Origin of the sequence: Arthrobacter koreensis, from assembly GCF_035792275.1 — a bacterium.
GTDB lineage: Bacteria > Actinomycetota > Actinomycetes > Actinomycetales > Micrococcaceae > Arthrobacter_B > Arthrobacter_B koreensis_A.
In genome coordinates this window covers 73,786-86,399 of record NZ_JAMWKK010000015.1, presented here as the reverse complement: position 1 = coordinate 86,399, position 12,614 = coordinate 73,786, and the positions used below count along the sequence as shown (strand labels likewise).

Sequence of the window (12,614 nt, the reverse complement as noted above, 5' to 3'; positions counted from 1 at the left end):
GGCATTCCCGCGGATGGTTCCGTTATTACTGCAGGAGCTGCATAACGCCGGAGTTCATCTGGTTGGCCTGGGCCAGCATGGCCGTGGCAGCGCTGGACAGGATCTGGGACTTAGTAAAGTTGCCCATTTCCTGCGCCATGTCGGTGTCGCGGATGCGGGAGTTGGCAGCCGAGAGATTCTCGACCGAAACTGCGATCGAGCGTGCGACCGACTCCATCCGGTTCTGCTGTGCACCAAGATCGGCGCGGGCGGTGGAAACGTTCTTGATCTGGGTATCCAGAGTCGTGATCGCACCCGATGCAGCGAGCTGGTTGGCCGGCTGGTCCGCTCCGCCTGCTACGTCGATGGCGCCAACGGCGGTTGCGACGGCCTGAATGTTGGTCAGGCTGACAGCGATTTCGTTGTTCGCGGCACCAGCGTTTGCACCAACCTGGATCTTGAGGTCGGCACCGGCTGCTGCCGTGGTCAGCAGGTCGATTCCGTTGAAGTTGGTGCTGGTGGCGATACGGGACAGTTCAGCGGCCTGAGCCGTGATTTCTGCCTGGATTGCCGTACGGGAATCAGCGTTGTTCGTATCGTTCGAGGCCTGGACAGCCAGGTCACGGACACGGTTCAGGATGTTGTGGACCTCGGTCAGGGCGCCTTCAGCGGTCTGGATGAGGCTGATGCCGTCCTGGGCGTTGCGGCCGGCAACCTGAAGACCGGAGATCTGGTTCTTCAGACCTTCGGAGATAGCCAGGCCGGCTGCGTCGTCAGCTGCACGGTTGATGCGCAGGCCGCTGGAGAGGCGCTCCACCGACTTGGACTGAGCCGTCTGGTTCAGGGTCAGGTTACGCATCGCGTTGAGCGAAGAGACGTTAGTTGCAATTGTGAAACCCATGATGAATTCCTCCGTGATTGGGCGATAACTACGAGGCCCGTCCGTGGGCCTGTATCCCTAGCTATCGGCCCCAATCACGGGGGTGTTAGGAATCCGGCAAAGATTTTTTGGGTTTTTGAGAGCTAGGACACGGCAGCGTTCAGCCCATGCCCCGGCACATGGAAGGTGGGGCCGTGATGCGGGTCCTGGCGCGTGAGGCCGCCCGTGGTCCACTCCGCCACGGAGGCAAGGTAGGCGTTGCGGCGGGCCGGTGAAATCCGGGACTCAATCGGAGCGGGCGTTTCGGTGTCCGAGTAGTGCGTACCCAGTCCGTCGCGCAGCAGCCGGACCGCCTCGGCACGCTGCTGCGAAATTGCAGAGTGTGTCGCCCCCAGCTCAGCGGAAAGATCCTTGACTGACCGGTCGTGGAAGTAAACCTGCTCCACGATGTAACGCATCTTGTCCGGCAGGGCAGCCACAGCGGCCCGCAGGTACTGCATTCGTTCAGCAGAAAGGGCGGAACCTTCAGGGGACGGCAGCGCACTCACCAGCGAATCCGCAGCGGCGTCGTCCAGATGGGAGACAGTGCGCGAGGCATCTGCCAGCGCGTCTTCAGCCGCGGCCCGGTCAACACCCATGGCGGAGGCAATCTCGTCCACCTTCGGGGAACGGCCCAGGGCAGCGGTCAGCGCTTCCTTGACGGCCAGGGTTTCCTTGATGCGCTTGCGTGCTGTCCGGGTGGCCCAGTCGTTGGAGCGCATTTCATCAGCGAAAGCGCCAACGATACGGCGTCGGGCGTAGGCCCCGAACGGAACGCCAAGCTCCGCATTGAAAGAGTCAGCGGACGTAATCAGGGCAATGGCCCCGACTGATGCCAGATCATCCCTGGAAAGGTGCGTGGCTTTGGCACACACCTCTGAGACCAGATATCCGACCAGCGGTAAGTTCTCCACAACCAGGCGGTTGCGTTCATCGCGATTCAACTTTTGGACCCCCAAGTCCTTGTTCCCCAACAAAATACGCTGACCGCTTGGACAGGAGCTGAGTCTCCCGGTTCAACCTTCACTTTGGCGCAATAGCTGCAACATACCACTAACATTGGAGGTGCAAGCGCCGATAAGTGTTTCTGACGGATTAAAAGTCTTTGAGCCTGCGCAGCGCGGGTGTCTTTAGCCCGTTGCAGGGTGTGCGTTCACATCCTTCGGAAGACGAGACATTTGCGTAAGGCGCAGGAGGTGAGCAAGGCATGGGAACCCAGAAACTATCCGCACTACTCTGGGAAGAACGGGAGCTGCTGGAGCTCCTGACCTTCAAGCTCGAAGAAGAACAACTGCTTCTTACCTCCGGCAAAACCCGCTGGCTGCAGCACGCCACGCGGGAAGTCGAACAGGTTCTAGAACGCCTGCGTGCCGCGAATCTGGCCAGGACGGTGGCCGTTTCCGAGCTCGCGCAGGAGTGGGGCATAGCCGAAGATGCAACTCTTCGGCAGATCATTGCCGCCGCTCCGCCAGGACCGTGGACTGAGATCTTCACGGCCCATCTGCAGGCGATGACGGAACTGACGTTTAAAATCCGCGATCTGCGCGACACGAACGAGCAGTTCCTGCGGACTGCTGCGCGCTCTGCCCAGGAAACCCTCGCGGGGCTGGGCACTGAAAGCAAGACGTATACGTCCAACGGCACCTCCGCCGGCACCGGCAGCGGTGCCCGGATCGTGGACAAGCAACTCTAGAGACCGTGAACAAAGGAACCTGCACGCAATGAGCACCTTCAGCGGCCTGAACACCGCCTATACCGGTTTGAGCGCAGCCCGCAAGGGACTCGACGTGGTTGGCCAGAACATCGCCAACGTCAACACGCCCGGTTACACCCGCCAGCGGGTCACGACCTCGGCAATGGGCGGCGCGGCCGTCACCGGGAAGTTTGCGACCGGTGCCCGGGTAGGCCAGGGCGTGTCGGTTGACGGCATCGCACGGCTGGGCAGCATGCAGCTTGATGCCCGGGTGAGGGGCACCGCCGCGGCGTCGGGCTTCTCGGCCGTACGCGCCAATGCACTGGCAGGACTCGAAACCAGCCTCAACGAACCCGGCAAGAACGGCATCTCCGCCTCGCTCACCGAGTTCTGGGCAGCCTGGCAGGGTGTCGCCAACAAGCCGGGCAATGAAGCGGCCGCCACTGCGCTGATTGGGCAGGCAACCACCATCGCCACGCAGATCGCCACCGGATACAAGGCCGTCGAAGAACAGTGGACCGGCGCCTACAAACAGCTCAAGGACATGGAAGCTGAGCTGAACGGCGCTGCGTCGCAGATCGCCTCGCTCAACGCACAGATCCGCACCACCCTGGCCTCAGGCGGCACCGCCAACGAGCTCATCGACCAGCGCAACACGCTGACCATCACCGTTGCTGCGCTGGCAGGCGGAACCGTCCGTGAGTCGGACAGCGGCATGGTGGACGTGCTGATCGACGGCAACGCCATCGTCTCCGGCGACATCGTCCGCCCGGTGAAGGTGGCCGGCGGCATCAAAATGGGCGAAGAGGCACCCCGGCTTGAGTGGGCGCACCGTCCCGGAACCAACATGGCTGCCAGCGGCGAGATCGCCGGTGTCCTGAGCGTCCTGGCCCCGGCGTCCGACGGCGGCATCCTCGCCTCCGCGGCCGAGGGCTACAACACCTTCGCCAAGAATCTGGCCACCGCGGTCAACGGTGCCCACAACGGCGGCATCAACACGGCCGGGAACCCGGTAGGCAACTTCTTCAGCCACGACACCGACCCGGCCGCGCTTTCACTGACCGTGCTCGCCTCCAACGCCTCGGGTATCGCCACCGGCGCGGCAAACATGGGCAACCTGGACAACTCGGTCGCGGACAAGATCGCGCAGCTGGGCACCGGTCCAGGCTCCCCCGACTCCGCCTGGGCGAACTTCGTCAGCGGCATTGGCGCCAGCACCCGCGTGGAAATGCAGCAGGCCGACCTGGCCGGCGTCGCGGCCTCCGCTGCCGTCGACATGCAGCTCTCCAATTCCTCCGTGGACCTGGACGAGGAGAACCTCAACCTCCTGGCCTACCAGCACGCCTACCAGGGCGCGGCACGGGTCATGACCGCCATTGACGAAATGCTCGACACCCTCATCAACCGCACCGGCATTGTGGGAAGGTAACCCCCTGTGATCACCCGCACCTCCAACCTGATGCTGACGCGCAACGCGCAGCAGAACCTTCAGGCCAACATGTCCCGGCTGGCCAAACTGCAGGAGCAGGCCCAGACCTCTTCCGCCATCACCCGGCCCTCCGACGACCCCGCCGGTACCGCCGATGCGCTGAAGGTCCGCGCCGAAATGCGTGCGAACACCGCGTACAAGGGCAACATCACGGATGCGAACAGCTGGCTCTCCACGGTCGATGCCGCGCTGACACGCACCACCGACATCCTCACCCGGATCAAGGACCTGGCGCTCACCGCGTCGACCGCCACGGCCACACCGGCGAACAAGGCTGCCATCGCCACGGAAATCGAAGGACTCAAGAAGGATTTGCTGGGGCAGGCCAACACGTCCTTCCTCGGCCGGAACATCTTTGCCGGGAACTCCGACGCCGGTGCCGCCGTCGTCGAGAATCCGCCGGTGCCTCCCGCAACGGCACCGACCTACACCTTCAACGGTGACGGCCACGGCCCGGTCACCCGCAGGATTGACGCCAGCACCACGGTCCGGGTCGATGCCAGCGCCGAAGAGGTCTTCGGTGACGTCTTCGCCAAACTCGATTCCCTCGTGACGGCCCTGCGTGACAACGGCGACATCAGCGCGCACCTCGCCGGCATCGACGCGAGCACCCAGAAGGTCATTACCCAGCAGACCGACGTCGGTATCCGCCACGCCCGCGTCCTGAAAGCAGAGGAAGCCAACTTGGAGCAGTCCGTCAGCCTGGAGGCCCGGCGCTCCGGTATCGAGGACCTGGACACGGCACAGGTGATCCTGGACCTGAAGCTTCAGGAACTTGCCTACCAGTCCTCCCTCGCGGTCACCGCGAAGGTTCTCCAGCCCACCCTGATGGACTTCCTGCGATGAGCACCGTGACTCCCGTTTCCTTCCTGGCGCCGCCCCCGGGCCTGGAGCCGCTGACCGAGTTCGCCCTGGAAGACATCGACGGCGCACACGGACTGTACTCCCTCACAGGCACGGACACGTCCGCCGGCGTGCGCCGGTTCTACGCCATTGACGCCGCGGTGTACCTGCCGCAGTACAACCCGGAAATCTCCGATGAGCAGGCCCGCCAGCTCCAGCTGAAGGATCCGGCAGAGGCGCGCGTCCTGGTGGTCGCGAATCCGTCCGACGCCGGCACCACCGTCAACCTGCTGGCTCCGGTGATCGTGAACACCCGGACGTGGCAGTGCGCCCAGGTAATCCTGGAGGGCCGGGACCTCCCGCTCCGGGCACCGCTGGAAGCCGTAGCCGCCGCGTAGCAGCAGACCATATAAAAAAGCCCTTTCCGGAAGAATCCGGAAAGGGCTTTTTTGGTCCCGGCACAGCCGGGCGGGAATGCTAGGCGAAGTCGGACGTTGCCGGATCCGCGCCGAAGCGGGTGCCGTTGTCCAGTGCGTTGATTGCCTGGATGTCCTCGTCGGACAGCTTGAGGTCCAGTGCTGCCCAGTTCTCGCGGATGCGGGATTCGGTGACGGACTTCGGGATCACGATGTTGCCAAGGGCCAGGTGCCAGGCGATGACCACCTGGGCGGTCGTGGCGCCGTCGTACTTTGCCGCGATGCCCTGCAGCACTTCGTCATCCAGCAGGCCCTGGCCGGAGCCGAGCGGCGAGTAGGACTCGTGCTTGATGTTGTGCTTGGCCTCGAAGTCACGCAGTTCGGTCTGGGCCAGGTACGGGTGGGTCTCCACCTGGTTCAGGACGGGCACCACGCCGGTGGCGTCGATGATCTCCGGCAGTGCCTCAACCGTGAAGTTGCAGACACCGATGGACTTGACCCGGCCGGACTTCTGCAGCTCGATGAGGGCCTTCCAGGTGTCCACGTACTTGCCCTGCTTCGGCTGCAGCCAGTGGATCAGGTACAGGTCGAGGTATTCCAGGCCCAGGCGCTCCATGGAGGCGTCGAAGGCATCCAGGGTCTCTTCGTAGCCCTGGTCGGCGTTCCAGACCTTCGTGGTGATGAAGAGGTCTTCACGCGGCAGGCCCGAGGCGGCAATGGCGCGGCCAACGCCGGCTTCGTTGCCGTAGATCTTGGCGGTGTCGATGTGGCGGTAGCCGGCTTCGAAAGCCATGCCCACGGTCTTTTCCGCGAGTTCGTCCTCAACCCGCCAGACGCCGTAGCCGAGCTGGGGAATGGTGTTGCCGTCATTAAAGGTGACGAGTGGAGATGTAGTCATGGTCCCCATCCTCCACCCGCTGACCGTGTGCCGCTGACCAAAAGGGCCGGTGTTTGCTGGACGCGAAATCCCGGCTCAGCCTCTTGCGCCCGATGGGCCTAGGGGCGGGAGGCCGCGAGAACGCGTTCTGCCTCTGCCACGTCTTCTTCCACCAGTGCGGCGCGGCGCCGGACGTTGTCGACGCCGGCCGAGGCAATCCCCCACCGCTCGCCCTCGAGGCGGGACATGGCTGCGGCCTCGGCAGCGGCTGCCAGCGAGTTGCCTGAGCGGGAAAGCGCCCGGTGCACGGCGATCAGCCCGCCGGGAATGTCCTGTCCGGCGCTGGGAAGCTGTTTCTGGGCTCCGGCACAGACCGCCCGCACCCGCGGAAGGAGCGCCGCCAGATCGTTCGCCACCAGTGCCAGCTCGTTGTACAGGGCATCGTCCTCCACCCCTTCGAGCATCTGGTGGTACCGGTCCAGCCCCCGGGTGAACCGGTCGTGGGCGCGGCGCCACACACCCTTGCCGAGTTCGGTGTCGTCCTTGCGCCCCTGACGGGCTGCTGCGAAAAGTGCCATCCTGCCGGAAATTCTACAGATAACTACAAATACTGTCCCGGCCCCGCGTGCGGCTCCACGCGTCCGCCGGTACCCGGCTGCTGGCCGGGCTGCGCGGCTGTGCCGGTTCGCCGCGGCTCGCCGTTCTCACCGATCACGACGCCGGGAGCCAGCACAGTGCCCGGCGGAAGCTGGCGGAGCTGGAGCCGGCTCTGCAGCTGCTGGTTGGCAGTCTGCTGCGCAGCGATTGCCGTCTGGATGCCTCGGAACAGGCCTTCGAGCCACCCGACCAGCTGGGCCTGGGCGATCCGCAGCTCAGCATCCGTGGGGGTTGTGTCGTCGGGGAAGGGCAGGTTGATCCGCTCGAGTTCGGTCACCAGTTCCGGCGCCAGACCGTCGTAGAGCTCCTTGAGCGAGCGTTCGTGGATTTCGGCAAGCCGGTTCCGTGCGGCGTCGTCCAGCGGAGCGTTCCGGACCTCTTCGAGCAGCTGCTTGATCATGGTTCCGATCCGCATGACCTTGGCCGGTTCGTCCACCAGCTCATTCAGTTTCGCGGGGCCTGATTTTCCGGTGCCGGCAGGGGCGACGGCAGAATCCTGGGTGTGCGGGTCCGTACCGCCGTCGTCGACCCGGCCCTGGACCTGCTGGTCCGTTCCGTCCCGGTCCGGGGACTCCGGCCGGCTGCCGCCCGGTTCGCCGGGTATTTCCGGACCGGAGACGCCCGCAGATCCGTTCTGTTCAGTCATGAATTAATGCTCTCACGCCAGCTGCCGGTTGGTCCGGGGATCAGTCGCTTTCAAGCTCTTCCTCTCGCATTTGGGCGTACTCGCCGTTCGGGCTGAGACCGGCGGCGTACTGCCCGGCGTTGAGCTGGCCTGAAGTGTAGCCGTGTTCGTCAAACTCGGGGCCGGCCTTGGCATCCCGCGGAAGCCCGGCGTCTTCTGCCAGGTGTTCATCCTCGTCATCCGGTTCGGGCAGCGGAAGGCTGATGTCTTCGCGCAAATGGGGGTCGTCGGGAAGGTCCTTGTCTTCTGCCATTCCCCCAGCAAAGCAGCATCCCGCGACCGTCTCAACCCTCTCCCCCTTTAACCACCGAGAGGCCAGTTGCGGCTCTTTTCAGGGCTGAAATGAGCCGTAACTGGCCTCTCGATGGGGTGGGAGGGGGGGTTACCGGGTCAGCAGCAACGCCCGCAGGGGTCGGCGTCCTGGCGGTCCATCTTGTCCCGCCAGAACTCCCGCTCGGTCAGCGGCGGCGAGGCACAGCCGGACGCCGCGTGGTGCGCCTGGTACTTCCGGTACGCGTCCTCCCCCATCACGTCGCGGAAGAAACGGATGAAACCGCGCAGCTGCCCGACGACGGCGCTCATCAATGCCCCGCAGGTGCCGGTTTTTTGTCCTCCGGCAGCGCATCCCACTGTGCCTGGATTTCCTTCTCCTGCGGCGTGGCCAGGAAGCCTGCCGGGGCGAAGGTCCGCGACGGCACGGCGGGGTCCTCGGCGCTCGGTGCCCCACCGGAGCGGTAGGACCGGACCGAGGCGATGACGGCGGTGATGATCACGATGATCGCCAGGGTCACGAACAGGATGGACAGGACGCCCTGCACGAAGGTGTTCCGGACTACCGCTTCCATGGCCTCAACGGTCTTGGCCGTGCCGAAGCTGGTTTCCCCGGCTTCCAGCGCGTTGCGGAAGGCATTGTGCTGGGCCCAGTAACCCACGGCCGGCACCGGGGAGAAGATCTTGTACATCGAGGCCGTGATCGTGACGACGGAGGCGAAAGCCAGCGGCAGCACCACCACCCAGATGTACTTGAAGACGTTCTTCTTGGCCAGGATCGCCAGGCAGATGGCCAGCGCTATGGCGGCCAGCAGCTGGTTGGCAATACCGAAGAGCGGGAAGAGGGTGTTGATGCCGCCCAGCGGGTCTGTCACTCCCATGATCAGGATGGACCCCCAGCCCGCGACCATGATCGCCGTACAGATCCAGGCGCCGGTGCGCCACCCCGTATCCCGGAACTTCGGCACGAAGTTCCCAATCGAGTCCTGCAGCATAAAGCGGGCGACGCGGGTGCCGGCATCGACGGCGGTGAGGATGAACAGCGCCTCGAACATGATGGCGAAGTGGTACCAGAAGGCCATCATCGCCGGTCCGCCGATGAAGCTCTGCATGATCATCGCCAGACCGACTGCCAGCGTGGGCGCGCCGCCGGTGCGCGAGACAATCGTCTCTTCCCCGACGTCGGACGCCAGGGTGGTGAGCATGTCAGGGGTGAGGTTCACGCCCACCAGGCCCAGGGAGTTGACGAAGGCGACGGCGCCCTCCACCGTTCCGCCGGTGGCGGCTGCGGAGGAGTTCATGGCGAAGTAGATGCCGCGGTCCAGGGAGATGGCCGCTACCAGCGCCATGATGGCCACGAAGGACTCCATCAGCATGCCGCCGTAGCCGATGAACCGGGTCTGGCGCTCCTTCATGACCATCTTCGGCGTGGTTCCGGAGGAGATCAGGGCATGGAAGCCGGACAGGGCGCCGCAGGCAATGGTGACGAACAGGAACGGGAAGAGCGGTCCGGCGACCACCGGGCCGTCGTCGCGGGACGCGAACTCGCTGAAGGCGGGAACGCTGATCTCCGGGCGGACGATGATGATGGCGACAGCGAGCATGACGATCGTGCCGATCTTCATGAAGGTGGAGAGGTAGTCGCGCGGGGCCAGCAGCAGCCACACGGGCAGCACGGCGGCGATGAAGCCGTAGATGATGATGCCCCAGGCGATGGTGACGCGGTCCAGGGAGAAGATGGCCACGCCCCATTCGGTATCCGCGATCCAGCCGCCGCCGACGATAGCGAGCATCAGCAGCACGAATCCGATGATGGAGACTTCGCTGACCTTGCCGGGGCGCAGGTAGCGCAGGTAGACGCCCATGAACAGGGCGATCGGGATGGTCATGGCCACGGAGAAGACGCCCCACGGGCTCTCGCCGAGGGCATTCACGACCACCAGGGCCAGGATGGCCACGATGATGATCATGATGGTCAGGGTGGCGATCAGCGCAGCCGTGCCGCCAATCAGGCCGAGTTCCTCGCGGGCCATCTGGCCCAGCGAGCGGCCGCCGCGGCGCATGGAGAAGAACATGACCAGGTAGTCCTGCACGGCGCCGGCGAGGATTACGCCGACAATGATCCAGACGGTCCCCGGGAGGTAGCCCATCTGGGCGGCCAGCACCGGTCCCACCAGCGGGCCGGCGCCGGCAATCGCAGCGAAGTGGTGCCCGTAGAGCACCCGCCGGTCGGTGGCGGCGTAGTCCTTGCCGTCTGCCTTGTACTCCGCGGGTGTCGCCCGGCGGTCATTGGGCCTGAGCAGGTGGCGCTCAATGTACTTCGAGTAGAACCGGTACCCGATCAGGTACGTACAGACAGCCGCAAAAACGAACCAGATGGCGTTGACCGTTTCGCCGCGGACAATCGCCAGCATGGTCCAGCTGACACCGCCCAGCAGGGCAATGCCTACCCAGACGGCGATCTTCAGCGGGGTCCAGGCGGTGCGGCCTTCGCCGTCGTCGTCGACGGCTACCGGTGGCAGGTCCGGGTCCTGGACGAGGACGTCCGCGTCCCCGGCTGCGGGGTCCGGACGGTCCGGCCCCCTCCGTTTGTCTTCACTCATGGTGCTACCCCTTGTCAGCAGTGTGGTCCCTGCAGCAGCAGGGCGTGATGTGCGCATGAGGGTAGCACCGGCGGTGCGATGTGGATCACATACACGCCGGGCGGCGCTGCGGCAGCTAGACCGTGAGCAGAACCTTTCCGGTGTGCTGGCCCGAGTCGAAGTACTCGTGCGCGGCAGCCGCCTCAGCCAGCGGGAATGTGCGGTCCACCAGCGGCTTGACGGTTCCGTCCTTCAGCATCGGCCAGACATATTCGCCGACCGCGGCCATAATGGCGCTCTTTTCCTCTTCCGGGCGCGCGCGGAGCGTAGTGCCCATGACGGCGCAGCGCTTGCGCATCAGCGCGTTAAGGTCCAGCTCCGCCCGGGTGCCGCCCTGCAGGCCAATGATGACAAGGCGTCCTGCGACGGCGAGCGCATCGACGTTTCGCTGCAGGTACTTGGCGCCCATGACATCCAGGATGACGTCGGCACCGTGCCCGTTGGTGGCGGCTCGGACCTCCTCAACGAAGTCCTGTTCCTTGTAGTTGACCAGCACCTTGGCGCCAAGGCTGCGGGCCAGCTCCAGCTTGCCGGGGCTCGACGCCGTGACCATGGGCACTGCGCCAAACGCAGCGACCAGCTGGATCGCCATGGTGCCGATGCCTCCGGCACCGCCGTGGATCAGCACATACTCGCCTTCGCGCACCCCAGCAGCCATAAAGAGGTTGGAGAAAACGGTGGCTGCGACTTCGGGCAGTGCCGCAGCCGTTACCAGGTCCATCTCCGGGGGAACGGGAAGCACCTGTCCTGCCGGGACGGCCACCTGTTCGGCGTAACCGCCGCCGGAAAGGAGGGCGACGACGTCGGCTCCCACTTCCAGCCCTTCGACACCGGTGCCTACAGCGGCAACCCGGCCGGACACTTCCAGGCCCGGATACTCGGGGGCGCCCGGGGGGACCGGATAGTTCCCCTGGCGCTGCAGTACGTCCGCCCGGTTGAGGCCCGCTGCCGCAACGTCGATTAGGACTTCGCCGGGGGCAGGTACGGGAGCGGGCACATCGCGGAGGGCCAGGACCTCCGGTCCGCCGGGTTCGGTAATGACGATCGCTTTCATGGTGCCTCCTGCGGGAGTGGAGAAAATTTTGGTGAACTGCGCTCATCTGCCAGACTACTAAGCGGAGGAAGGTTGTCCGAGCGGCCGATGGAGCTGGTCTTGAAAACCAGTGTGCGGTAACCCCGTACCAAGGGTTCGAATCCCTTACCTTCCGCTCACGCGGTAAAACGGCCCGTCCCTGAGGGATGCGGCGGCCCGCAAAGAAACGCCCCGGTCTGCGGACCGGGGCGTTTTTGCGTGCGCTCTTCAATGCCAATGCATATTGCTCCCGGATGTTACTTCTCCGATTCATAAGCATGCTTGCATCACCCATAGTCTCTTCTGGTGGTTTCCGGCCCATTGGGGGATGGAGAACCAAAACCAATTACCGCAGAAGGAGTTATTCGCATGAATTCCGCCCGCCAGGTAGAACTGGCCCGCGCCGGAAAAGCCATCACGGCTGCCGCCTTTGCCCTCGTACTCGCAGGCTGCGGAGCCTCGGGCTCCACGGACAAGGACGAACCAAAGGCCAGTGAGTCACCCGCCGCGGCCTCGGCCTCGCCGGAAGCCGAGACCGTAGCCGATGAGGCAGCTGAAGAAGAGATCGCCGCTGAAACGGTAGACGCCGTTGACCTGAAGGTCGGAGACTGCCTGGTTGATGACCCGGATGCTGAGGAGGTCGAAGCCGTGGACGTGCTTCCCTGCACCCAGCCGCACGATTCCGAGGTATACGCAGCCAAGGACATGGAGGCCGGAGCGTACCCCGGCGAGGAGGCCGTGGACACCGCCGCCCAGGACTTCTGCCTGGCTGAGTTCCAGCCCTACGTCGGTACGGATTACTCCGTTTCGGCACTGGATATTGGTTACCTGACTCCCACCCCGTCCTCCTGGACGCTGGGCAATGACCGCGAAATCCTCTGCACCGTCTACCGCGTGGACGGCGAGAAGCTCAGCACCACGGTGAAGAACTCGAACGTCTGATTCGGTTCACGCAAAAAGGGGGCCTAGCCAAACCGGTTAGGCCCCCTTCCCGTGTTTGTCAATAGTTACCGGCTGTTAGGGCGCCAAAGGGGACGAATTCATATGCCTGTCACCCCGGGGTGGTATCCAG

General features: G+C 64.6%; 14 protein-coding genes and 1 tRNA gene. 6 read left to right on the top strand and 9 right to left on the bottom strand.

Annotated features, from left to right (window positions below):
* Window positions 1-25: 25 nt before the first annotated feature.
* Window positions 26-880: a flagellin gene (locus tag NGB94_RS14470; RefSeq protein WP_325791385.1), complete on the bottom strand. Its 855-nt coding sequence runs from the start codon at window positions 878-880 to the stop codon at window positions 26-28.
* Between the two features lie 122 nt (window positions 881-1,002).
* Window positions 1,003-1,842 (bottom strand): sigma-70 family RNA polymerase sigma factor, encoded by an 840-nt coding sequence (locus NGB94_RS14465; protein WP_325791384.1) that lies wholly within the window; start codon window positions 1,840-1,842, stop codon window positions 1,003-1,005.
* 263 nt (window positions 1,843-2,105) lie between these two features.
* Between NGB94_RS14465 and NGB94_RS14460 the strand changes: the two genes are divergently transcribed.
* From NGB94_RS14460 to NGB94_RS14445, 4 genes are read left to right on the top strand one after another with little or no spacing between them, the layout of a single operon-like run.
* Window positions 2,106-2,591 carry a flagellar protein FlgN gene (locus NGB94_RS14460; protein WP_325791383.1) on the top strand — a complete coding sequence of 162 codons (486 nt, stop codon included), beginning with the start codon at window positions 2,106-2,108 and terminating at the stop codon, window positions 2,589-2,591.
* A 28-nt stretch (window positions 2,592-2,619) separates the two neighbouring features.
* On the top strand, window positions 2,620-4,020 hold the full coding sequence (flgK, locus tag NGB94_RS14455; RefSeq protein ID WP_325791382.1) for a flagellar hook-associated protein FlgK: 1,401 nt from the start codon (window positions 2,620-2,622) through the stop codon (window positions 4,018-4,020).
* Between the two features lie 6 nt (window positions 4,021-4,026).
* Window positions 4,027-4,926, top strand: a complete 900-nt coding sequence (flgL, locus tag NGB94_RS14450; protein WP_325791381.1) for a flagellar hook-associated protein FlgL — start codon at window positions 4,027-4,029, stop codon at window positions 4,924-4,926.
* Window positions 4,923-5,321, top strand: coding sequence for a flagellar assembly protein FliW (locus tag NGB94_RS14445; protein ID WP_325791380.1), 399 nt, complete (start codon window positions 4,923-4,925; stop codon window positions 5,319-5,321). The genes flgL and NGB94_RS14445 overlap by 4 nt, the downstream gene beginning before the upstream one ends.
* Before the next feature lie 79 nt (window positions 5,322-5,400).
* Here the strand turns inward: NGB94_RS14445 and NGB94_RS14440 are convergent, their stop codons facing one another.
* From NGB94_RS14440 to NGB94_RS14410, 7 genes are all read right to left on the bottom strand, one after another.
* Complete coding sequence (locus NGB94_RS14440) at window positions 5,401-6,237, bottom strand: aldo/keto reductase (protein ID WP_325791379.1); 837 nt, start codon at window positions 6,235-6,237, stop codon at window positions 5,401-5,403.
* A gap of 98 nt (window positions 6,238-6,335) precedes the next feature.
* Window positions 6,336-6,794 carry a hypothetical protein gene (locus NGB94_RS14435; RefSeq protein ID WP_325791378.1) on the bottom strand — a complete coding sequence of 153 codons (459 nt, stop codon included), beginning with the start codon at window positions 6,792-6,794 and terminating at the stop codon, window positions 6,336-6,338.
* Between the two features lie 23 nt (window positions 6,795-6,817).
* Window positions 6,818-7,519 carry a bacterial proteasome activator family protein gene (locus NGB94_RS14430; protein WP_325791377.1) on the bottom strand — a complete coding sequence of 234 codons (702 nt, stop codon included), beginning with the start codon at window positions 7,517-7,519 and terminating at the stop codon, window positions 6,818-6,820.
* 40 nt (window positions 7,520-7,559) lie between these two features.
* Window positions 7,560-7,811 (bottom strand): hypothetical protein, encoded by a 252-nt coding sequence (locus tag NGB94_RS14425; protein WP_325791376.1) that lies wholly within the window; start codon window positions 7,809-7,811, stop codon window positions 7,560-7,562.
* 137 nt (window positions 7,812-7,948) lie between these two features.
* The gene (locus tag NGB94_RS14420; RefSeq protein WP_325791375.1) at window positions 7,949-8,140 is read right to left on the bottom strand and encodes a YbdD/YjiX family protein; all 192 of its coding nucleotides are present in this window, start codon (window positions 8,138-8,140) and stop codon (window positions 7,949-7,951) included.
* The gene (locus NGB94_RS14415; RefSeq protein WP_325791374.1) at window positions 8,140-10,431 is read right to left on the bottom strand and encodes a carbon starvation CstA family protein; all 2,292 of its coding nucleotides are present in this window, start codon (window positions 10,429-10,431) and stop codon (window positions 8,140-8,142) included. Before NGB94_RS14415 ends, NGB94_RS14420 begins: the two co-directional genes overlap by 1 nt.
* A gap of 115 nt (window positions 10,432-10,546) precedes the next feature.
* On the bottom strand, window positions 10,547-11,524 hold the full coding sequence (locus tag NGB94_RS14410; RefSeq protein ID WP_325791373.1) for an NAD(P)H-quinone oxidoreductase: 978 nt from the start codon (window positions 11,522-11,524) through the stop codon (window positions 10,547-10,549).
* Window positions 11,525-11,590: 66 nt separating this feature from the next.
* On the opposite strand from NGB94_RS14410, the gene NGB94_RS14405 reads away from it, so the two are divergent.
* Both NGB94_RS14405 and NGB94_RS14400 read left to right on the top strand, forming a co-directional pair.
* Window positions 11,591-11,678, top strand: a tRNA-Ser gene (locus NGB94_RS14405).
* Window positions 11,679-11,911: 233 nt separating this feature from the next.
* Entirely contained in the window at window positions 11,912-12,484 is a 573-nt protein-coding gene (locus NGB94_RS14400; RefSeq protein WP_325791372.1) for a septum formation family protein, read from the top strand.
* Window positions 12,485-12,614: the final 130 nt, after the last annotated feature.